The organism is Thermophilibacter mediterraneus (assembly GCF_900119385.1).
In the GTDB taxonomy this organism is placed as follows: domain Bacteria; phylum Actinomycetota; class Coriobacteriia; order Coriobacteriales; family Atopobiaceae; genus Thermophilibacter; species Thermophilibacter mediterraneus.
The window spans coordinates 198,628-221,381 of the sequence record NZ_FPKO01000007.1; the positions used below are offsets into that span (position 1 = coordinate 198,628).

Genomic DNA, 22,754 nt, shown 5'->3' on the forward strand with positions numbered 1-22,754 from the left:
TGTGTGCGGTCGTGCTGACGAGTCGAGCTTACCCCACCCGGCGCGCGTCGTGGCGGGCTTTCCGGGGCGCGGCGTCAGATTCCGGCGAAGCGCGCCCTCCCGTGCTCGCCGAGAAGGACCCGCCGTCCGCGGATTCGTCGGCTCGGGGAGGCGGGGCGGGGGCATAATCACGCGCGGAACGCCGGCCTTCCGGCATGCAGCGACCCAAGGGGGAACCAGCATGGCAGTCAACCGCTTCGTCCTCAACAACATCTCGTACCACGGCGCGGGCGCGATCAGGGAGATCCCCGGCGAGCTCGCCCGCCGCGGGTACCAGAAGGCCTTCGTCTGCTCCGACCCCGACCTCGTGAAGTTTGGCGTCGTGGCAAAGGTGACCGACCTTCTCGACGAGGCGGGGATCGCCTGGAGCCTCTACGACCAGATCAAGCCCAACCCCACGATCAAGAACGTCCAGGACGGCGTGGCCGCCTACCAGGCATGCGGCGCGGACTGCATCGTGACCATCGGCGGCGGCTCCTCCATGGACACCGCCAAGGGCATCGGCATCATCGTCGCCAACCCCGAGTTCGCCGACGTCGTCTCCCTCGAGGGCGTGGCCGACACCAAGAACCACGCCGTCTTCACCATCGCCGTTCCCACCACCGCCGGCACCGCGGCCGAGGTCACGATCAACTACGTGATCACCGACCCCGAGAAGGTCCGCAAGTTCGTCTGCGTCGACGTCAACGACATCCCCGACGTCGCGGTCGTCGACCCCGACAGGATGGCCTCCATGCCCGCCGGCCTCACCGCCGCCACCGGCATGGACGCGCTCACCCACGCCATCGAGGGCTACACCACCAAGGGCGCCTGGGAGCTCTCCGACATGTTCCACCTCAAGGCCATCGAGGTCATCTCAAAGAACCTGCGTGCCGCCGTCGCCGAGGCCAAGAGCGGCGAGCCCGGTGCCGGCCGCGAGGGCATGGCGCTCGGCCAGTACATCGCGGGCATGGGCTTCTCCAACGTCGGGCTCGGCATCGACCATGCCATGGCGCACACCCTCTCCGCCCACTACGACACCCCGCACGGCGTCGCCTGCGCCATGCTGCTGCCCGTTGCCATGGAGTACAACAAGCCCGTCGTCGCCGAGCGCCTGGCCGACGTTGCCGCTGCCATGGGCGTCGACACCGCCGGCATGAGCGTCGACGAGGCGGCCGACGCCGCCATCGCCGCGGTGCGCCAGCTCTCCGCCGACGTGGACATCAAGCCGACCTGCGACGGCCTGGTCGAGGCCGACCTCGACCAGCTCGCCGACGACGCCCTCGCCGACGCCTGCTTCCCGGGCAACCCGCGCGAGGCCGACCACGCGGCCGTCGTGGAGCTCTTCCGCAAGGTGATGGCGTAGCGCGACGTAGCGCCTCAGCGCCGACGGGGCGCCCGGTGTCCCGCACGAGCCGCGTGCTCGGCGAGGTGCCGGGCGCCATCGCTTCGGGCTGCCTCCGAAGGTGCGGGTTGCGGACGGAATCGGGGTCCGAATCGACCAGAACCCGCACGTGGTCGTGGCGCGTGCGGGCTGCAGACGGAATCGGGGTCCGAATCGACCGCAACCCGCACGACCCCGAGGCGCGTGCGGGCTGCGGACGGAATCGGCCCCCGCCCCCCCCCATCGCCGCGGGCGCGCGTCCTTCTCGCGGGCGCGCTTGGGGCATACTGGGGGTCGACGTCTTCCCGGGGAGGAACGCATGGCGAACCTGCACGACTACCTCGAGCTGCGCGGGGACATCACGCTCGCGGAGCGGCCCTTCAACGACGTCGACAACCTCGCGCTGTCGACGCTGGCCTACCTGGACCTCACCGACGTCGTGGGGGGTCCCGGCGAGCCTCCCGTCCGCGTCACGGACGCGTGCGCCGCGCTGCTCGCGCGCTCGGGGGGCGACGTCTCCTCGCGCGTCCGCTCGCTCGCGACGATCGACGAGCGCTTCGTGGCGGCGCTCGGCGGCTCCGCGCGCTTGGGCGGCGCGCTGCTGCGCGACTACGTCGACGTGCGCGACGACGCGCGGGCGATGCAGTTCGCCGCCGTGACGGTCGAGCTCGGCTCCGGCGAGCTCTACGTGGCCTTCCGCGGCACCGACACCACGCTCGCCGGCTGGCGGGAGAACTTCATCCTGAGCTTCGCCGTGACCGAGGCGCAGCGCGCCGCGGCGGCCTACCTCGAGCGCGCGCTCGCCCGCGCCGCCGACGAGGGCCGGCGCGTGCGCGTGGGCGGCCACTCCAAGGGCGGCAACCTCGCCGCGTACGCCACGGCGGCGGCGCCCGTCGCGTACGCGGTGGCGATCGAGCGCGTCTACAGCAACGACGGCCCCGGCATGGACCCGGCCGTCATGCCCGTGAGCTGCCACGACGTGGTGGGGGAGCGCTACGTGAGGATCATCCCCGCCTACAGCGTCGTGGGGAGGTTCTTCTCGGACGACGCGCCCGCGCAGGTCGTGGCGAGCAGCGCCTCCCGCTCGCTGCAGCACGACCCGCTCTCGTGGCAGGTCGGCCCGGCGGGCTTCGTCGCCGCGGGAGGGCCGGACCCCGAGTGCCTGGTCGTGGCTCGCGCGTTCTCCACGTGGCTCGCGCGCCTCGAGCTCGAGGACCGCAGGCTCCTCACCGACGAGCTCTTCGACGCGCTCGCCGCGGGCGGCGCGGTCCGCTTCGAGGACGTCTTCTCGAGCCCCGCGTCGGCGCAGCGGGTGCTCTCGGCGCTCGGGGGCATCGACGCGCGCACGAGCGAGATGATGTGGGGGCTCGTCCGCGAGCTTCTGGGCGGGGCCGCCCAGGCGACGCGGGACGCGATGGCGCGCGGGGCGTCTGCTGCGGCGGCTGACGTTGCGCAGCGCGTGATGAGGCGCATCGGCGCGCCCGACGCGTCGGCCCCGGGGGGCGGCGCCTGAGCCGTCGCCCGCTCCCGAGGCGTCAGTCGTCGCCCACGATGCCGCCGACCACCGAGCTCACGACCGAGATCACGATCGCGCCCAGGATGGCGGAGAAGAGCGAGTCGATCGCGATGCCGGCGTGGAAGATGTTGCGCGAGAGCCAGCTCGCAAGCTCCAGGACGGCGGCGTTCACGACGAGGTAGAAGATTCCCAGCGTGGCGATGGTAAACGGAATCGCGAGCGCCTGGAGCACGGGCTTGACGGTCACGTTGAGCAGCGCGAGCACGAGCGAGCAGAAGACCGCTCCGACCCACGTGCCCCCCACGGGCACGATGCCCGGGACGAGCCAGATGGCGACGGCGCAGGCGATGGTGGTGACGATCCAGCGTGCGATGAAGCTCATGGGACCTCCTTGTTCGGGTAGGGGTAGCGTACCCCAATCTCCCCCGCGCGATGCGCGCCGCCCCTCCTGGCGCGCGGCGCTTTAATGCGCTAAAGTGTTCGGGACGGCGTGCGACGGGGAGGGGACATGGCGCGGCCAGGCGAGAAGAACGGCGAGCTCGAGCTGCTCCTGAGGGCGCTCTGCGCGCTCGAGACGCCCGAGGAGGCGTGGGCCCTTCTCCGCGACCTGTGCACCCCGCGCGAGATCGACGACCTCTCCCAGCGGATCGGCGTGGCGAGCATGCTCGCGGCGGGGAGCTCCTACGTCGACGTCTCCAGCGCGACGGGCGCCTCGTCAACCACGGTGAGCCGCGTCTCGAAGTGCCTGAACGGCGCGGGCGGCGGCTACCGGCTCGTCCTCTCGCGGCTCGGGTAGCCCGCTGGCATCGCGCCGCGCCCCCCGCGCCCCCCGCCCCCGCCGCCCCCCCCGGGCCCGGGGCCCGCCGCGGTGGGGGGGGGGTCTTCATAAGGTGGGAGGTTTGAGTCATACGGACGGCGTCGTCATTAAAGTTATTTTTTTTTTTTCCAAGCAGAGGCCGACATACGAATTGTAGAGAGGTCTGTTGGGCTCGGAGTTGTGTATAGGAGACACCTCGGCGCCCGTCGAGCCGACCGGGGCCGTGCGCGTGCTGCTGCCCGCCGGTCCCTCCGCCCGCCCCGAGCTCGTCTGCCGCGAGGTCCGTTCCCTCGCCGACGCCGGCGCGCGCGAGGTCGTGCTGGCGGCGCCCGACCCGCGCGCGGCGTGGTCGGAGCTCTCGGGGCGCCTCTCGGCGCGCGGCGTGGCCGTGCGCGCCCAGCTCTCCGTCCGCGTGGAGGAGCTCGAGAGCGGTCGCGCCTACCTCTCCTTCGCCCGTGGCGTCGCGCGGCTCGCCGAGCTCGCCCAGGGCTGGCCCGCGGCAGAGGAGGTCCCGGGCGCCCCGCGCGCGGGGACGGTTCGCGTGCGCCTCGCGGACATGTCGTGGTGGCCGCCGCGAGACCTCTCCGACTTTCTCCTCTCCGACATATCCCACGTCGACGCGCCCCGAGCCCGCGCGCTCGACGCGGCGTGGCGCGCCAACCGCCTGCTCACCCCCGCCGCGGTGCTCGAGCAGCTCCAGTCCGAGCGCGACGTCTCCCCGGAGGTCGCCGCGGCGACGCGCGAGCTGCTGCGCGGCAGGCTCGGATCGGCGGCGTCAAAGCTGCTCGCGCCCTACGTGCAGGGCGAGGGGCGCACGTCCCCCCTCGCCGCCGACGCCACGGCGGCCCTCTCCGCGGTGCTCGGCGTCGCCAGGAGCCTGAAGGAGCTCGGCGTCACGGCCGACCCGCAGGCCGCCGACCGCGTCTCGCTCCAGGAGCTCGTGGGGCTCGCGTCGGAGGCGCTCTCGCGCGCCCGCGCTGCGCTGCGCCTCGAGCTCGCGCCCGACGGCGCGGTCTGCACCGCCCGCATCATGTCGCCCGGCGCGGCCGCGCGCCTCGCGCCTCGCTCGACGGACGCGCTCGTGCTGCTCGGCCAGAGCTCGTCGGAGTCGGCGGTCGGCGCGCCCGACGACGTCTGCTCCGCGCTGCTGCTCGCCTACAGCGTCGAGCCCGCCCCGCGCGCCATGGACGCCGCGCGCGCACGCTTCGCGGCGCTCGCCGGGGCGCCGCGCTCCGTGCTCGCCCTGGAGCGTCCGCTCTTCGGGGCGGACGGCAAGCAGTGCTACCCCTCGGTCATGCTCACGGAGCTCATGGCGTGCTACGGGCTCGAGGCCGACGCCGACGCCGAGGACCTCGCGTCCGCCCTCGGCCCGCACAGCGTCCCCTCCCGCGCGGAGACCCCCGTCCGCGAGAACGCGTCGCGCTCCGGCGTGGCGGCCGCGCTGCAGCTCAGCGAGGAGGTGGCGCCGGCCGGGCGCCTCGAGGCGGAGGAGCGCGCCTGCGTCTCGCCCCCGCCCGAGGGCATCTCCGTCGAGGACGCCCGGCCCCTGCTCTCCGCCTCCCAGATAGAGACCTACCTCGAGTGCCCCTACAAGTGGTTCAGCCTGCGGCGCCTTCGCCTGCGCGACGCGGACGCGGCCTTCGGCGGCGCCGAGATGGGCACCTTCGCGCACCGCGTCCTCGAGGTGACGCGCCGCGAGCTGCTCGCCCGCGCGCAGGAGCGCTCCCTCGGCGGCCGTGCCCTCGCCGACGCGCGCGCCGAGCGCGCCGACGCCATGCAGCAGGCGCCCTATCGCGAGATGGTGGCCGAGCTCGAGGCGCGCGCCCAGCTCGACCCCGCCGCGCGCGTGCCCGGCTCGTCGGTCGCGGACCCCGTCGCCCTCGAGGAGGCCCGCGCCGTCCTCGCCGAGGAGTTCGACGCGCACCTCCTGCACCAGTACCAGCTCGAGCGCGGGCGCCGCCCGCTCCCGCAGGCCCTCGTGCCCCACAGCGCCCAGCAGCAGGGCCAGCTCCTGGGGCTGCGCCGCGACCTCCTCGGTCTTCTCGACTTCGAGTCGACCATGCTCGACGGATTCGAGCCGCGCTTCTTCGAGTGGGGCTTCGGTCGCGGCGGCGCGCGCGTGGAGTACGCGGGCGTCCTGCTCACGGGCACGATCGACCGGATCGACGTGGACGCCCACGGCCAGGCCGTGGTCATCGACTACAAGCACAAGTCCGACGCGGGCTTCGCCGGCGAGTACGACGTCTTCGGGGACGACGGCGCGCCCGAGGGTCCCCTCGCCCTGCCGCGCCGCGTGCAGTCGCTCATCTACGGGCAGGTGGTGAGGCGCGCGTTCCCGCAGCTCGACGTGAGGGCGGCGGTCTACCTCTGCACCAAGGGCTCCCACGCCCTCGCCGGAGCCGTCGACGAGGAGCTCGTCGAGAACGTCTTCGGGGAGCGCGCCCCCTCGGCGCGCCGCCTCCCGCGGCTGTCGGTTCCGCGCGCGGCGAGCTTCGGCGAGCGCGGCGAGGGCGGCATGGGGGCCCTTCTCGACGCGTGCGAGGAGCTCGTCGCGGCGCGCATCGAGCGCATGCTCGCCGGCGACATCGAGGCGGCCCCGGTCGACGCCGACGCGTGCTCGTTCTGCCCGGTCCTCAACTGCGAGAGGAGGCTCAGGAAGTGAGCGACAAGAACCAGCGGGCCGCGGGCGCCGGCATCTCGCTCGCGGGGCTCAACGACCGACAGCGCGCGATCGCGCAGACCCTCGACGAGCCCCTGTTCGTGGAGGCTGGCGCGGGGTCGGGCAAGACGTTCACCCTCACGCGCCGCATCGCCTGGGCGCTCTCGCCGGGCTCGGGGGAGGGCGGCGCGCCCTTCCTGGACGGGCTCGACCAGGTGCTCGTGATCACCTTCACCGAGGCTGCGGCGCGCGAGATCAAGGAGCGCGTCCGCTCGACGCTGCGCCGCGCCGGGATGACGGAGGCGTCGCTCGCGGTGGACGACGCCTGGATATCGACGATCCACGGCATGTGCCGGCGCATCCTTGCGCGCCACGCGCTCGACCTCGGGCTCGACCCGTCCTTCTCGGTGGTGGCCGACTCCCGGCAGCGGGCGCTGTTCGACGCGGCGATCGACGACGTCATGCGCTCCGCCCGCTCCGACGAGGCGTTCGCCGGCGTCATCGCCGCCTACCAGCTCGGCGCCATGACGGCGCAGGGCTCCTACACCGGCGCCATGGGCGTCGTCGAGCGGCTCGTGCGCGAGGGCGCCTCGCTCGCGGGCGGCGTGGGCGCGCTGCGCCCGGCCCCGGGCGGGGCGGAGGCGCTCGCGTCGGCCGTGCGCGACCTCGCGATGCGCGTTGAGGAGCTCGGCGCCCAGCGGCTGACCAAGGCGGCCGCGGCGAAGGTCGCCCCGGCGCTCGAGGCCCTCCGCGCGCTCGGCGACGGCCGCGGGCTCGCCCCGGGAGAGATCGCCTCGGCGCTCGCGTCGATCGAGCTGCCCCAGGCGCGCGGCGCGATCAAGGAGGAGGTCAGGGCGGCGAGGGCGGCGCTCTCGCTGGCGCGGGCGGAGGCGGCCTTCCAGGAGTCGGCGCCGCTCGCGGGCGCGCTGCTGGAGCTCGCCCGCCGCGTCGAGGCGCGCTATCGCGACCTCAAGCGGCGCGAGGGCTGCCTCGACAACGACGACCTCGTGCGCTGCGCGCTGCTCGCCGTGCGCGACCACGAGGAGGTCCGCCGCGACTACGCGGGGCGCTTCCGCCTGGTCATGGTCGACGAGTTCCAGGACACCGACGAGATGCAGCTCGAGCTCATCGGGCTGCTCTCCGGGGAGGGGGAGCGGCACCTGTGCACCGTGGGCGACGCCCAGCAGTCGATCTACCGCTTCCGCGGCGCGGACGTGGGCGTCTTCCGCGGGCGCGGCGCGCGCGTGGGGGCATCGGGCACCGTGCGCCTGGACGTCAACTACCGAAGCCACGCCGACGTCCTCGCGCTCGTGGAGCGCGTGTGCGCGGGCGGCGGGGGCCCTCGCGGCGTCATGTCCGACTTCATGCACCTCGACGCCTACCCGGATCGCGAGGACCGCTACCGCGCGCGGAGCCTGCCGCGCGTGGACCTTGAGGTCTGTGCGGGGCCGGGGCAGTCGGGCCGTCCGACCCGCCATCAGGTGGGTGCCATGGCGGCGCAGGTGGCGGACGCCCTCGCGCGCTACCGCGACGCGGGCGAGCGCCCCGGCGACATGGCGGTCCTTCTGGGCGTGACCACCCACGCCGACGCCTACATCGATGCCATCCGGGCGCGCGGGATGGAGTGCGTGGTCACCGGAGGCTCCACGTTCACGCGCACCGAGGAGGTCAGGGTCGTCCGGGCGCTGCTCCACGCGCTCGCCAACCCGAAGGACACGCAGTCGGGGCTCTTTCCGCTGCTCGCGAGCGAGATGTTCGGGCTGGACGCGGGCGACTTCTGCGACCTCGGCACGCGCGCTCAGGACAAGCTCGACGCGCCCACCAAGCGCTCGATCGACCGCGGCCTCGCCGACATGACGTTCTTCCATGACGCCGAGCCCTCCGAGCGGCTCCGGCGCGCGCACGCGGTCCTCGCGCGCGCCCTCGACGAGGTCAGGTGGCGACCGGTCGCCGACGTCTGCGCCGACGCGGTTCGCGACTCGGGCTGGCTCGCCCGGCTTGAGGCCGGCGGCGCCGAGGGGCTCGCCCGCGCGGCAAACGTGCTCGCCGCCGTTCGCTACGTGCGGGACCTCACCGAGGAGCTGGGCCTCGGCGCCGCCCGCGCGGCGACGGAGTTCGACCTCTGGCTCGAGGCGGCCAAGGTCCCGCCCGCCTCGCTCGCCGGAGGCGAGGGCGCCTCCGGCGGCACGGTGCGCGTCATGACGATCCACGCCTCCAAGGGCCTCGAGTTCGGGGTCTGCGCGGTGGCGGAGTGCTGGGGAGCCCGTCGCTCCGAGGGGTCCGTGGCGACCGCGCCCGAGGCCGGCGGCAGGGCCTTCGTGCTGAGGCCCGCCGACCTGGACTCCCGCGTGCTCGCGGGGATAGACCCCGAGGAGCTCGAGGAGGGCGCCGACCGCGGCGCGGCCCGGCCGCTCGCGGCGCGTTACCTCGCGATGCGCGCCGCCGACGAGCAGGCCGACGCGCAGGAGCGGGCCCGGCTGCTCTACGTGGCGCTCACCCGCGCGCGCGAGGCGCTCGTGGTGGGCGTGGCGGCGTCGTCGGGCAAGGAGGGCGTCAGCTCCGAGCTCGCCGCCGGGGCGCTCGACGCGCTGTGCCCGGGGGGCTGGGACCCCATGCCCGGCGTCCGCGCCGTGGACTACGGCGGCTCGCAGCCGGCGCGGCTGCGCTGCGTGGTCCTGGGCCGGGAGGGGACGGGCGAGCTGAGCCGCGTCGTCGCGGACTCCGCCGGGACGCTCCCCGGCTTCGACGGCGAGCTCCCCGGCGACCCCGCCGAGCTCGTCCGATGGGGGCTCGACGGCGAGCCGGCGACCGGCTGCCCCGCCCCGGACGCCCCGGCGCCCTTCGACCTCTACGAGATGGAGGGGCCTGCGGCCGACGCCGCGCCCCGCACCTGGCGCGCCCGCGAGGGCGTCTTCAGCTACTCGAGCGTCCGCGCGTCCCTCGCGCCCGGGGGCGCGCCCGACCCCGCGCCCCGCCCCTGGCGCCCCCGCGAGGGCGTCTCCACCTCCCCGGGCGCCCCCGCGCCCCTCGCGCCCGGGGGCGCCCCCGCCCCGACCCCCACGCCCGCCGAGCGCGAGGCCGAGGAGCTCGGCGCCCCCTCGACCGCGGACGCCGACCGCGCCACCAACCTCGGCTCCGCCTTCCACGAGCTCGCGCAGGCCATGGTCGAGCGCGGGGGAGTCGTCGGGGAGGAGCGCGTGCGGTCCCAGGCGAGGCGCTGGAACCTCTCCGCGCGCGCCGAGGGGCGCCTGCGCGCCGCGCTCGCGCGCTGGGAGGGGTCGTCGGTGCGCGCCGAGGCTCTCTCGTGGCCGAGCGTCCGGGCGGAGGTGCCCTTCTTCCGCCGGGTCGACTCCCCGCACGGGGACTACCTCGAGGGGGCGATCGACCTTCTCTGCCTCGACGAGGCGGCGCGTCGCGCGCTCGTCGTCGACTACAAGACCGGTGACGCCGGCCTCTCGGAGGACGAGGTCCGCGAGCGCCACGCCATGCAGGCCGAGTTCTACGCGGGGGTGATGCTCGACGAGGGGTGCAACCAGGTGAGCTGCGCCTTCGTGTGCGTCGAGCGCGACGACCCCGACGCGCCGGGGGAGCCCCTCGTCGCCCGCTACGAGTTCCGCGCATAGGCGCGGCACGGGTCACCCCGCTCTCGTGGGGCGCGCACTCGGCGGGATTGCGTGCAATGGCGTCGAGTGCGCGCTCCTTTCCCGCCTGCGCCGCGCACTCGGCAGGTTTTCTGTCCGCTCGGACAAGAATCGAGCCGAGTGCGCGGAGGCGAGCGCGCACTCGACGCCGTTATGGTCGCCCGTGCGCCCGGCCCCGTGTCGTCTGTGTGGCTCCGACGTTTTTCTCGCCCCGCCTGAGCTGCGCGTCAGCAAGAACTGCCTGCTCGCGCCGCCCGCGCGCCGCCGCCCCGCACGCCGGCAAACAGGTATTCTATGAGACGTGAGAGCGGCACCAAGCTGACGGGAAACCACCACATGGCATTCGTTCACCTTCACAACCACTCGGACTTCTCGATCCTCGACGCCGCCACGCGCGTCTCGGACATGGTCAAGCGCGCCGTGGACCTGGGGATGCCGGCCCTGGCGCTCACCGACCACGGCTACATGTTCGGCATCCCGGACTTCGACATGGAGTGCCGCAAGTACAACGACGCGCAGAAGGACATGGGCCAGTGGCGCCACGACGTCGAGTGCTTCCAGAAGGGCTGGGAGCTCGAGGAGCCCGAGCCCGACGCCGAGGACGCCGCCCCGCACGACCGCGTCCACGCCCAGTGGGCCTCCGACGTCGCCGTCTGGAACGAGACCCATGACCTCGAGGCCGTCCGCGCCAACCGCCCGAGTCTGCTGATCAAGCCGATCTTTGGCTGCGAGGCCTACTTCATCACGGACGACTGCATCGAGAAGGGCACCCGACAGCATCGCTACCACCTGATCCTGCTCGCCAAGAACGAGACGGGCTACGTCAACCTCATGAAGATGATGAGCGAGGCCGCCTCCGGCGAGATGTTCTACTACTACCCGCGCACCACGCTCGACATGCTGCGCCGCTACCACGAGGGCATCATCTGCACGTCGGCGTGCGTCTCGGGCATCATCCCGCGCATGTTCTTCCAGGGCCGCCCGGAGGAGGCGCGCCGCTGGGCGCTCACCTACCAGGAGATCTTCGGGGAGGACTTCTACCTCGAGGTCCAGGACCACGGCCTGGCGGACCCCAACTGGGGCGGGTTCACCGACCGCACCCTCTCCGAGCAGATCCTCAAGATGGGCCACGAGCTGGGCATCAAGGTCATCGCCACCAACGACAACCACTACCTCACGAGAGACGACGCCCCCACCCAGGACGTCCTCTCCTGCATCGGCACCGCCTCCAAGCTCGACGACGACAACCGCAAGCGCATGACCGGCACCGAGTTCTACATCAAGAGCGAGGCCGAGATGCGCGAGCTCTTCTCGTGGGCGCCCGAGGTCATCGACAACACGCTCGAGGTCGCGTCCAAGTGCAACTACGAGCTCGACTGGACGCACATGTACCTGCCCAAGTTCCCCGACCTCGATCCCGGGGAGACCTCCGAGGAGCGCTTCCGCAAGGAGTGCGAGACGGGCCTCGCGCGCCGCTACGGCGAGAACTGGCGCGATCTCACCATCGGCGGCGAGAACGTCAAGCAGCGCTTCGAGTACGAGTACAAGGTCATCTGCGAGAAGGGCTTCGCGGACTACTTCCTGATCGTCCAGGAGTACGTGCGCTGGGCCAAGCGCAACGGCATCGGCGTGGGGCCCGGGCGTGGCTCGGCGGCGGGCGCCATCGTGGCCTACGCGATGGACATCACCACCTTCGACCCGCTCGACAACGGCCTCATGTTCGAGCGCTTCCTCTCGCCGCAGCGCTCCGAGATGCCCGATATCGACATGGACTTCGACGACGAGCGCCGCCTCGAGGTCGTGGAGCACGTTCGCCAGCTCTACGGCCCCGAGCGCGTCTGCCACGTCATCACCTACTCCACGATCAAGGCGAAGCAGGCCATCAACGACGCCGCGCGCGTGCTGGGCTTCCCCGTGTGGCAGGGCCAGAAGCTCTCCAAGATGCTCGCGAACGACCCCAAGCTCACGCTCGACCACGCGCTGCACAAGTCCGAGAAGGCCCCCGACCAGTACTCGCCCGACTTCGAGGAGGCCTACAACAAGGAGGCGGACTCCCGCTCGATCATCGACGCGGCGCTCTCGATCGAGGGCCTGCACCGCGGCGAGGGCGTCCACGCCTGCGCCGTCCTCATCGCGCCCACGCCCGTCAACGACCACGTGCCCACCAAGATCGACACCAAGGGCGGCGTCGAGATCACACAGTACGAGGGTCACTCGGTCGCCGACATGGGCCTGCTCAAGATGGACTTCCTGGGCCTGCGCACCCTCACGGTCATCTCCAAGGCCCTCGCCAACATCAAGGCCAACCACGGCATCGACATCAACGTCGACGAGATCCCCTTCGACGACCCCGAGATCTACAAGCTCATGCGCGAGGGTCGCACCGCGGGCGTCTTCCAGATCGAGTCGGCGGGCATGACCTCCACGATCAAGAACATGCGCCCCACCGAGTACAAGCAGGTCGTGGCACTTATCGCCCTGTACCGACCGGGCCCGCTCGGCGCCGGCATGGTCACGAGCTACATCAACCGCATGAACGGGCGCGAGGAGGCCGTCTCCTACGACCCGCGCCTCGACGACATCCTGGGCGAGACCTACGGCACCATGGTCTACCAGGAGCAGGTCATGAAGATCTCGATGAAGATGTCGGGATTTTCGGCCGGCGAGTCGGACTCGCGCATCAGAAAGCCGGTGGCCAAGAAGAAGATCAAGCTCCTCACCTCCACCGTCTTCCACTGGGACGACGGAAAGGACGAGACCACCTACGACCACTGGATGAACGGCGCCGTCAAGAACGGCTACAAGAAGGAGATCGCCCAGCGCATCTGGGACGACGTCCTCGAGTTCGCCTCCTACGCGTTCAACAAGTCGCACTCGGCGGGCTACGCCATCCTCGTCATGCAGACCGCCTGGCTCAAGGCCCACTACCCGCGCGAGTACATGGCCTCGGTCCTCACGTCCTACATGGGCAAGACCGACAAGATCGTCCACTACGTCACCGCCTATCGCCACGAGGGCGTGGCCATCCTGCCGCCCGACATCAACGAGTCCGGCCGCGACTTCACGGCCGTCCCCGAGGGCGTGCGCTTCGGCTTCGCCGGCATCCGCGGCGTGGGCGAGGGCGTGGGCGAGGCGATCATGGAGGAGCGCGAGAAGAACGGTCCGTTCGCCAATCTCCACGACTTCGTCGACCGCATGGACACGGGCCAGGCCAACCGCCGCGTGGTCGAGGCGCTCATCTGCTCGGGCGCCTTCGACTCGACGGGCTACACCCGCATGCAGCTCATGCGCTTCGTCGACAAGGCCAACCCCGAGAACATCATTGACGCGGCGACCAAGCGCCAGAAGGAGCGCGCCGCCGGCCAGTTCTCGATGTTCGACCTCTTTGGCGACGTGGAGGGCTCCGGCTTCGAGAACACCGTTCCCGAGCCCGACGGCGTCGAGTGGGACCGCTCGGTCAAGCTCGCCAAGGAGCACGAGGTGCTCGGCCTCTACGTCTCCGACCACCCGCTGCGCCCCTACGAGTACGCCCTCGCCAAGAACCGCGACTACACGATCGCCGACATCGAGGTCGCCGAGGAGTACACGGACTCCTCCGGCGGCGTCCACGAGCGCTTCAAGGTCCCCGAGGGCAAGGTCATCCGTCTCGCGGGCATGGTCACGGCGGTGCAGAAGAAGACCACCAAGAACGGCGACTCCATGGCCATCGTCACCTTGGAGGACATGGAGGGCGAGGTCACGCTCGTGGTCTTCCCCAAGCTCTACAAGAAGTGCGCCTCGACCCTCGCCGGCCAGGTCGACGAGGAGACCGGAGAGAGCTCGGGGGACGTCTTCGTGAAGGTGGAGGGCAAGCTCGAGCGAGGGGACCGCGGCAACCAGGTGATCTGCATGGGGGTCGACCCGCTCGTGCTCGACGAGCGCTCGAACCGCCCCAAGGTCCTCGAGGTCAACATTCCGGCGGCCCTGCTCACGCGCCCCTACATGGACAGCCTCGGGCAGATCCTCGGGCGCTACCCGGGCCTCGACCACGTGGAGCTGCGCGTCGAGTCGTCGAGCGGCGACGTCATGCGCATGGAGCTGCCGACCCGCATCGACGCGCGCAACATGGTCCTCATGGCCGAGATGATCGACCTCGTCGGGCGCCAGGGCCACGTGAAGGTGGCGTAGGCGGGACGGCACGGGCGTCCTCGCCTGGACCAGGCCAGTGCCTACTACGGCAGCCTAGTCTAAGTGGCCATCTACTTGCCGAGATATGATAAACGGCAGGTAGATGGCCTTTTTCTGCTCAGAAAACCGGACTGCGTGCGTTCGTTTCTCACCGCGGCGAGGCGTGCGGAATCGCTCCCGTAGGCCCAACCCGAAGCCATAGGTCCCATCGGTCCAGGTGCGCAACAGTGCCGGGGGCTGTGCCAGCAGATGGGAAACCGGAAGACAATGGCGTTGCGCGCGGCGAGGGTCTGTGGGTATGGCCGCCTCCTCCGTTGACGGGCATTGAGGATGACATGCGGCCCCTTGGACACTTGTTTGTCCGGTCAGCCTGCTATGGTTCTCGCATCGGGACGGAATCGGAGTTGCTGGGGAAGACATGGGGCTGTGGTATAGGACGGGAGACGTGTCGTGGGTCCGCGGGCTCTCGAGAAGGGCCGTGGTGTGCCTTGACGTCGAGACCACCGGCCTGGATCCGCGGAGGGACGAGGTGCTGCAGCTCGCCGTCGTGCGCGGCGACGGTGAGGTTCTCGTGAGCCAGCTCCTGAGACCAGCGCGCGTGCGAGCCTGGCCGGCGGCGCAACGCGTGCACGGCATCGCCCCGGAGGCGGTGAGGGGCTGCCCCACGCTGGGGTCGATTGCGAGCGAGGTGACGGGGGAGCTTGCCAGGGCGGACCTCGTCGTGGGCTACAACGTTGCCTTTGACCTGTCGTTTCTGCGCGAGGCGGGGATAGGCGCCGGACGGGCTCGGGTATTTGACGTCATGCGGGAGCACGCGCCAGTGGAGGGGCGGTGGAACGCGGCGCGCGGCTCGTACTCGTGGGTGCCCCTCGAGGCCTGCGCGGCGCGCTACGGGTGTCATCTTCGTGCGCACGACGCGCTCGAGGACGCTAGGGCTACGCTGCGCTGCTTCTGGGAGATGGTGGGGCGCGGTGCGGAGGGGGACGCGCCGAGCCATGGTAGCGCCTACCTCGACGTGGTCGCTCGCCATTCGTGGCGGGTCGGGGAGAAGGGAACTCGAGATGGGGACGAGTGAGCGGGAGACGGGCGTCTCATGTGGGGAGGGCGCGCTTTCTAGGCAGGCGCGGTCGCTCTGGGCAAAGTCCGACGGTGGGGAGGGGGACCTCTGGCTGCCCCTCTACGTGCACCTGAGCGACGCCGCCCGCACTATGGGGCGCCTCTGGGACGAGTGGGTGCCCAGAAGCGTGCAGCATCTCTTCGCACGGCACTGCGGCGGGGACGCGGCCTTGGCACGATGCTCCCTCGTCTTCTTGGCAGGCGTGCACGACATAGGCAAGGCAACGCCGGTCTTCCAGGCCAAGCCGTGCGGGCGCGGCTGGAACGGCGAGCCGCTGAGCCTTGCCTGGAAGCCTGAGCGCGCCGGGCTGTTTCTGGAGGCCGATCTTTCTGGCGAGCGGCACCCTACCCACCCCGTAGCCGGCCAGGTGCTGCTCGAGCGCTACCTCCAAGGCGATTTTGGCTGGTCTCCTGCCCACTCCGATGCCTGGGGCTCCGTGGTGGGGGCGCATCATGGGAACGTGCCCGGTCGAGGACGAGTCCACGATGCGTTCAACGCCACGAGGAAGATGGGCGCCACGTCGGATGCAGCCGGGAGGATGTGGCAGTCCGTGCAGCGCGAGCTGCTTGAGCACGCCAGAAACCTGGCGGGCCTGTCGCCGGACGGCCTTGCTCGCCTTGGGGGCTGCGTCTGGGATGCGCCAACGGAGTCAGTCGCCTGCGGTCTTGTCATCATGGCGGACTGGGTCGCGAGCAACCAGGACCTCTTCCCGCTGATTCCCCTGGTGCCCGGGGCCGAATCGGAGGGTGCCGCCGATCCTGTCATGGACGACGCAGCACTCGAGACGCGTGCGTTGCGGGCGTGGCGCGAGCTCGGCCTCGCCCCACGGTGGGAGGGCGAGAGGCCCGATGCGTCGGACGCATGGTTCTGCGAGCGCTTTGGTCTTCCCGTCGGCGCGGAGCCACGGCCGGTGCAGCGCGAGACGATGGCGGCGGCGAGTCAGATCGAGAAGCCCTCGCTCATGGTGATCGAGGCGCCCATGGGCGAGGGCAAGACCGAGGCGGCGCTCGCCGCGGCGGAGATTCTGGCCTCGCACTTTGGGTGCGGGGGCGCGGTCGTGGCGCTCCCCACCATGGCAACGACGGATGCCATGTTCGGACGCGTCCACGCGTGGCTCGAGCGCGTCGTCTCACATGGGGAGACGAGCGTCTACCTTGCGCACGGCAAGGCGCAGCTCAACGAGGAGTACCAGGGTCTCGTTTGTGCCTCTCGCCTAAGGGGCGCGCTGTCCCCGATGGGCATCGACGCGACCGAGGGCGCGTGGCGCGACGAGCGCGTCGCGGTGTCGGACTGGATGCGTGGTCGCAAGAAGGGCATGCTGGCGAGCTTCGTGGTGTGCACGGTCGACCAGGTGCTCATGGGCGCGCTCGACATGCGTCATCTCTCGCTTAGGCAGCTCGCCTTGGCGGGAAAGGTCGTCATCGTGGACGAGTGCCACGCCTATGACAGCTACATGCAGCAGTACCTGGCGCGCGTCCTCGAATGGCTGGGCGCCTGGGGATGTCCCGTCATCCTGCTTTCGGCCACGCTGCCCGTCTCCGTGCGCGACATCCTGACCACGGCGTACCAGAGGGGTCGGCGGGCATCGTCGTGCCGTCCCGCAGCGGTATCCGGGGGTCTTCTTGCCGACCTTCCTCGACCCTCGCGCTCCCACGGGGCACGCACGGGAGCGGCAGAGGGCGCCCTTCGCGTCGAGCCGGTGGACGAGTCCTACCCGCTCATCACAGTCGCGACGGAAGACGCCCTGAGGCGAGTCGAGTGCGCCCCCTCGGCGCACGGTACGCAGGTGGATCTGGTGCTCGCACCCGATGACGAGGCCACGCTCGTCTCGCGCTTGGAGGAGGAGCTTCGGGAGGGTGGCGTTGCGGGTGTCATCTGCGATACGGTTATGCGTGCCCAGGCTGCCTACCGCGCCCTGCGCGAGCGCTTTGGAGAGGGGGAGGTCGCACTCACCCATGCGCGCTTTATGGATGTCGACCGTATGGGTAACGAGGCGCGGCTCCGTGCCCTGCTGGGGCCCGGGGCGACGCGTGCCAACGGGCGACGGCCCGAGCGCCTTGTCGTGGTTGGCACGCAAGTGCTCGAACAGTCGCTTGACATCGACTTCGACCTGCTCGTGACCGACCTGGCCCCCATCGACCTCCTGGTGCAGCGCCTCGGCCGCGTTCACCGTCACGCGCGAGGGGAAGACGAGAAGGACAGACCGCCCCGCCTTCGACGTGCTCGCTGTCTCGTACGCGGCCTTTCGGGCATGGGGGAGAGGGGGCCGGAGTTCGCCCGTGGTCTCGCGCGTGTGTACGACGAGGCGTCCCTCATGGAGGCGCTTGCGGTAAGCGGCCTCCGCCACGACGGTGCCACCGCACTCATCTCCCTGCCGGGAGACATCGCCCGGATGGTGCGCACGGCCTACGGCCCGTCCGCCGCGGACTCGCTTCCCGCCGGCTGGCGCGACGCGTATGCCGCGGCCTGCGAGGGGCGCAGCGCCGTGCGCCGAGACCAGGAGATACGTGCGAGTACGTTCCTGCTTCCGTCCGTCGGGGACCTCGCGAGGGACGGCAAGACGCTCACCGGCCTCTTTGACCGTGCCGTCGAGGACGGCTCCGACGCACGTCTGAATGAGGACGCGGGCCAGCGGGCGGTGCGCGACACCCAGGAGAGCGTTGAGGTCCTTCTTGTCCGCAGATGCGGGGACGAGGTGCGGCTACTCCCCTGGGTGGGAGACGAGAAGCGCGGCATCGAGCGCGGGCAAGTGGTTCCCACCGCCTTTGGGCCGGACAGCTCGCTAGCGATGGTGGTGGCGCAGTGCGCCGTGAGGCTCCCGCGCTCCCTCTGTCGCCCCCAGCAGCTCGGCGCGCTTATCGACGAGCTCGAGCGTGGCTGCGGGCGGTGGGTTGCGGCATGGCAGGAGGCGCCCACGCTCGCGGGGAGGCTTGCGCTCGCCCTGGAGGAGGCCGACGGTGAGCCGGGTGCCTTCGAGGCGGATGTGCTCGGCGTGACGGTGAGGTACACCAGAGAGGAGGGATTGTCGACCGTTCGCCGGTTGTAGTACTGTATATCAAACTCGCATAACAGTTGACTGATATATTTCTTTTGGGGGTCGAATCAGACCCGAACCCGTGCTTTCGCCTTTTGGCGAACTGAACCTTGATAAGCGAATTTGACCTCTTTGTTCCCCACCTACGTGGGGGTATCTGTACAGCGTTTCATCAACCACATGGCGAAGGGAGGATTCATGGACCAACCAACCGCCCACTTTGACTTGTTGCGCGAGCCTTGGATTCCCGTCGAGCGGCTCGACGGGACCACGGGTTCCCTCTCGATACGGGAGGCACTGGTCGGGGCTCACCGCGTCCGACGCATCGCGGGGGAGATTCCCGGCGAGTCGCTGGCACTCCTGCGCCTGCTGCTCGCGTTCGTCTACCGCATCTACGCGCTTCCAGAGGAGTGGGGCGAGCGGGCGCGCGCGGGCCTCTGGGAGGAACTCCGCACCAGCGGCTCGTTCGACGAGGATCGCATCGATGCCTATCTCGCGGAGTTTTCCGGCGAGTTCGACCTCTTTGACGCGAAGCACCCGTTCTATCAGGTACCGGGCCTCGCCTACATGGGCTCGGCAAAGGAGTTCGACCCCGTGAGCGAGTTCATGCTCGACGTTCCCAAGCCGGAGAAGTTCCTCTTCTCCATGCGGGGTTTCAGGCACCTCGACACGCTCCCGCTCGATCTTGCGGCGCGATACCTCGTGATCGCGCAGGCCTATGATGTTGCCGGGATCAAGTCGCCCGTTGTGGGCAACACGTCAGCCAAGAGCGGGAAGGCGTACGCTCCCAAGGGCGCACTCGGCACGGGTTGGTGCGGGGCGCTCGGGGGAATCTACCTCGAGGGCGGGAGCCTCTTCGAGACGCTTCTTCTCAACTGGGTGCTCTTCCTAAAAAACGTCCCGGTTGCCGTGTCGGGCGACCTCCCTCCCTGGGAGCGAGACGTGCCCTCTCCGGACACGTGCCAGAGAGAGCCGACGGGTCCTGTTGACCTGCTCACCTGGCAGAGTCGGCGGATGCGCCTCGTGCCCACCGAGGACGGCCGTGCCGTTCGTGGCGTCATCATTAGTTACGGGGACGTCCTTGTCCCTGCTAACAGGCAGCGTTTCGAGATGATGACCGGCTGGCGCGAGAGTCAGCAGCAGAAGAAGAAGCTGGGTACGGCCACCGTGCCGCTCATGCCCGTGGCGCCCGACACGGCGCGCGCCCTCTGGCGCGGGCTCCCCGGCCTCCTCTCGGTGGCCGACGGGCATGACCGCCTCCGTCCTGGCGTCATCAACTGGATGGATGAGCTGCAGGACATGCAGAGCGCCGATGACTGGCGTCTCAGCGTGCGCATCGTCTGCCAAGGACTCAGCTACGGCACGCAGAGCAGCGTCGTGGATGATGCCATGGAAGACTCCGTCGACCTGCGTGCGGCGCTCCTTCGTGGGGATTCTGAGGCCGTGTCCGAGATGCTCGACGTCATCGAGAAGACCGACAAGGCCGTGAACCACCTCATACAGTTCGTCCAGAACGTCGAGCGCTCCCAGGGCGACTGGCGACGCTACGAGTCCTACTCGGATGCGGCCGCCTCGGCCTCCCGCGAGGACGTTCGCGAGCGGGCGTATGACGCGCTCGACGGGCTGTACCGTTCGCGCATCGCGTCGTTTCCCGACGCGGGGGTACTGGAGTACTGCGCCTCGTGGCGATCTGACGCGAGGTCGATCATCGGGCGCCTCGCCCGCGAATACGTCTCGGAGCGGCACGTCTCGTTCTTCTCCGAGCGCAACGGGGTCTCCGTGGGAAAGGCGCTCATCTGGCTCAACGGCGCCCTCGCCAAGACCCTGCCCTAGGAAGGGGGATTCATGTCATCACCAGTCTCTGCCTGGGCGAGCGCCGTGGCGCTTTTCGCCCAGAGAAAGGTCTCGAGGCTGCAGCGCGCCTACCTCGGTAAGGGGGGCGACGCCGCGAGCGCCCGCGCCTCGCTCGCGCGGCTGCGCAGACTCGGGATGCCCGGTGGCGCCTCGTGGATCTCGGTTGGGGCGGACCTGTTCGACGGATTCGATGAGTTGGACGTTCCCGAGCATCTCGAGGGGAGGGCACTCGCGGCGGTTACGACGGCGCTGCGGCTCTATGCCTATCACCAGCAGTCCAAGGAGCGTCCCATGGCCCTGAGCGCTCCCGACGGGGGCGAGCGGCATTCTCGGAGGGGCTTCGGCTGGTCGTGCCGCCGCATCGAGTTCGACCCCGAGAAGTCCAAGGGGGTGCGCCGGCGTATGAGCGCCGTCGAGGGAACGCGCGACCTCGGCGGCGCCGAGCATCACCTGCGCGCCCTCGTCACCCTCATGCGGGCAAATGATGTCTGCGTCGACTACTACCAGCTGACGCGCGACCTGTTCCTGATGCAGTTCCCCGATGCCCGCGACAGGGTATTCATGCGATGGGCACGGGACTACCACGCCTCCGTCGAGGGGGCAGACGGAGAGCACGACGGCTCTGTCCCCGGCGCGGCCGAGGACACGACACTCTAGGAGGTACATCGTATGTATCTGGACATCCATGCGCTGCAGAGCGTCCCTCCCAGCAACATCAACCGCGATGACACGGGGAGCCCCAAGACCGCCGTCTATGGTGGGACCCTGAGGGCGCGCGTCTCGAGCCAGGCGTGGAAGCGCGCCATGCGCGAGATGTTCTCGGACCTCATGCCCGAGGGCGAGCTCGGCATCCGCACAAAGTTCGTGGTCCCGCTCATCGCGCAGCGCATCGCCGCCAAGCGCGAGGACCTCGCAGATCGCGCGGACGACTTCGCAGGGGCCGTTCTGGGCGCCACGGGCATAAAGATCAAGGAAACGGACCGCAAGGGCTCCGACGAGGGAACGCTTGCCACTGACTACTTGGTCTTCATTGCCAACCGTGAGCTCGACGAGCTAGCCGACACCGCCATTGCCTGGGCGGACGAGGGTGTTGACCCCAAGAAGCCGGGGAAGTCCAAGAAGGAGGTGCAGCAGGCGTTCAAGGGCATCAAGTCCGTGGATATCGCGCTCTTCGGGCGCATGCTCGCCGACGCGGCGGAGTTCAACGTCGATGCGTCCGCGCAGGTGGCCCATGCCATCTCCGTCAATGCGATTTCCCAGGAGTACGACTACTTCACCGCGGTGGATGACTGCGCTGCGGATGACAACGCGGGCGCAGGGATGATTGGCACGGTGGGCTTCAACTCCTCCACGCTCTACCGCTACGCTACCGTGAACCTCGACTCCCTCATGGAACAACTGGAGAGCGGCGAGGCTGCCGCCCGCGGTGCCGCAGCCTTCGTGGAGGCGTTCGCGAAGTCCATGCCCACGGGCAAGCAGAACACCTTTGCCAACCGCACGCTGCCGAGCGTTGTGGTCGTGTCCCTGCGCGACGACCAGCCCATCAACCTGGTCTCAGCGTTCGAGCGACCGGTCTATGCCGAGCACGGCAGCTCCATCTCGCAGGTTGCCGCGGAGCGCCTCGCCACGTGCGCGCAGCAGGTCGAGGCCGCCTATTCCCGGCCAGCCGTGAGGAGCTGGCACGTCTCCTATGGCGTGGATCCCTCCGCGCTCGAGTTCTTCGGGGAGGCCGTCTCCTTTGACGCGCTCGTCGGGGCCGTGCGCGAGAGCGTCGAGGCGGCTCTCCTCGCAAAGGAGTGACCATGGCCGTTCTTCTCATCCGCCTTGCCGGCCCCATGCAGTCGTGGGGCGACTCCTCTCGCTATGCGAGAAGGACGACGAGGCGCGAGCCGACAAAGAGCGGCGTGGTGGGCCTTCTCGCCTCCGCCCTCGGCCGCACCAGGGAGGACTCGGTTGACGACCTTGCCCAGCTTGAGCTAGCCGTGCGCGTGGAGCAGCCGGGCGAGCTCATGAGGGACTTCCAGACGGAGCGCCCTATGGACGGGGGCAAGCCCATGCCCCTCTCCGACCGCTACTACCTCGCTGACGCATGCTTCCTTGTCGCAATCTCCGGTCCCCGGGAGCTGCTCTCGCGCCTCGATGCGGCCCTGAGGCTGCCTCGTCGTCCGCTCTACCTGGGCAGGAGGTCCTGCCCGGCGGACCTTCCCATCTCGCTGGGCGTTCGCGAGAACGTGGACGACGTTCGCGCGGCGCTGGCGAGGGAGCCCTGGAGGGCGTCGGAGCGCTTCAAGTCGCGCCATGAGGCTGTGGCGACGCTCGACGTGGTGGCAGACGCCCGTGACGGGGAGTCCTGCGAGAGCTGGGCGGACTACCCGCTCTCCTATAGCGTGACCGGCCGCCGGTACGCCTGTCGGCCTGTTGCGAAGCTGAGGGTGCCCAACCCCGATTTGATGGGCGGGGTCTCGGACGGTGAGTCGAGCGGGGCCGCGACTCCGGTGCCCGCAGAGCCTGCCGTCGTGCACGACCCCCTGGGATGGATGGAGTGAG

General features: G+C 70.3%; 13 protein-coding genes. 12 read left to right on the top strand and 1 reads right to left on the bottom strand.

Translation table 11 applies throughout. The annotated features are described in order from the left end of the window. Positions 1–220: 220 nt before the first annotated feature. Together fucO and BQ7106_RS00925 are read left to right on the top strand one after the other, a co-directional pair. Entirely contained in the window at positions 221–1,384 is a 1,164-nt protein-coding gene (fucO, locus tag BQ7106_RS00920; RefSeq protein WP_072369858.1) for a lactaldehyde reductase, read from the top strand. Between the two features lie 337 nt (positions 1,385–1,721). Further along, the gene (locus tag BQ7106_RS00925; protein WP_072369861.1) at positions 1,722–2,915 is read left to right on the top strand and encodes an Mbeg1-like protein; all 1,194 of its coding nucleotides are present in this window, start codon (positions 1,722–1,724) and stop codon (positions 2,913–2,915) included. A 22-nt stretch (positions 2,916–2,937) separates the two neighbouring features. Here the strand turns inward: BQ7106_RS00925 and BQ7106_RS00930 are convergent, their stop codons facing one another. Further along, the gene (locus tag BQ7106_RS00930; RefSeq protein WP_072369865.1) at positions 2,938–3,300 is read right to left on the bottom strand and encodes a phage holin family protein; all 363 of its coding nucleotides are present in this window, start codon (positions 3,298–3,300) and stop codon (positions 2,938–2,940) included. Between the two features lie 126 nt (positions 3,301–3,426). Between BQ7106_RS00930 and BQ7106_RS00935 the strand changes: the two genes are divergently transcribed. The 10 genes from BQ7106_RS00935 to cas5e all read left to right on the top strand — a co-directional run bounded on the left by BQ7106_RS00935 (position 3,427) and on the right by cas5e (position 22,753). Further along, positions 3,427–3,714 carry a YerC/YecD family TrpR-related protein gene (locus tag BQ7106_RS00935; RefSeq protein WP_072369868.1) on the top strand — a complete coding sequence of 96 codons (288 nt, stop codon included), beginning with the start codon at positions 3,427–3,429 and terminating at the stop codon, positions 3,712–3,714. Positions 3,715–3,913: 199 nt separating this feature from the next. Beyond that, complete coding sequence (locus BQ7106_RS00940) at positions 3,914–6,397, top strand: PD-(D/E)XK nuclease family protein (protein WP_129583752.1); 2,484 nt, start codon at positions 3,914–3,916, stop codon at positions 6,395–6,397. Continuing rightward, positions 6,394–10,017 (top strand): UvrD-helicase domain-containing protein, encoded by a 3,624-nt coding sequence (locus tag BQ7106_RS00945; protein WP_240307391.1) that lies wholly within the window; start codon positions 6,394–6,396, stop codon positions 10,015–10,017. The genes BQ7106_RS00940 and BQ7106_RS00945 overlap by 4 nt, the downstream gene beginning before the upstream one ends. Before the next feature lie 354 nt (positions 10,018–10,371). Further along, positions 10,372–14,202 (top strand): DNA polymerase III subunit alpha, encoded by a 3,831-nt coding sequence (gene dnaE / locus BQ7106_RS00950; RefSeq protein WP_072370553.1) that lies wholly within the window; start codon positions 10,372–10,374, stop codon positions 14,200–14,202. Between the two features lie 418 nt (positions 14,203–14,620). Continuing rightward, the gene (locus tag BQ7106_RS00955; protein ID WP_072369874.1) at positions 14,621–15,277 is read left to right on the top strand and encodes a 3'-5' exonuclease; all 657 of its coding nucleotides are present in this window, start codon (positions 14,621–14,623) and stop codon (positions 15,275–15,277) included. Beyond that, positions 15,264–18,365 (top strand): CRISPR-associated helicase/endonuclease Cas3, encoded by a 3,102-nt coding sequence (locus tag BQ7106_RS00960; RefSeq protein ID WP_072369877.1) that lies wholly within the window; start codon positions 15,264–15,266, stop codon positions 18,363–18,365. The genes BQ7106_RS00955 and BQ7106_RS00960 overlap by 14 nt, the downstream gene beginning before the upstream one ends. Positions 18,366–18,551: 186 nt before the next feature. Continuing rightward, a complete protein-coding gene (gene casA / locus BQ7106_RS00965) occupies positions 18,552–20,186 on the top strand; it encodes a type I-E CRISPR-associated protein Cse1/CasA (protein ID WP_072369880.1) in 1,635 nt (544 codons plus the stop codon). A 12-nt stretch (positions 20,187–20,198) separates the two neighbouring features. Further along, entirely contained in the window at positions 20,199–20,864 is a 666-nt protein-coding gene (gene casB / locus BQ7106_RS00970; RefSeq protein ID WP_072369883.1) for a type I-E CRISPR-associated protein Cse2/CasB, read from the top strand. A 12-nt stretch (positions 20,865–20,876) separates the two neighbouring features. Beyond that, the gene (gene cas7e / locus BQ7106_RS00975; RefSeq protein ID WP_072369886.1) at positions 20,877–22,007 is read left to right on the top strand and encodes a type I-E CRISPR-associated protein Cas7/Cse4/CasC; all 1,131 of its coding nucleotides are present in this window, start codon (positions 20,877–20,879) and stop codon (positions 22,005–22,007) included. A gap of 2 nt (positions 22,008–22,009) precedes the next feature. Then, complete coding sequence (gene cas5e / locus BQ7106_RS00980) at positions 22,010–22,753, top strand: type I-E CRISPR-associated protein Cas5/CasD (protein ID WP_072369889.1); 744 nt, start codon at positions 22,010–22,012, stop codon at positions 22,751–22,753. Position 22,754: the final 1 nt, after the last annotated feature.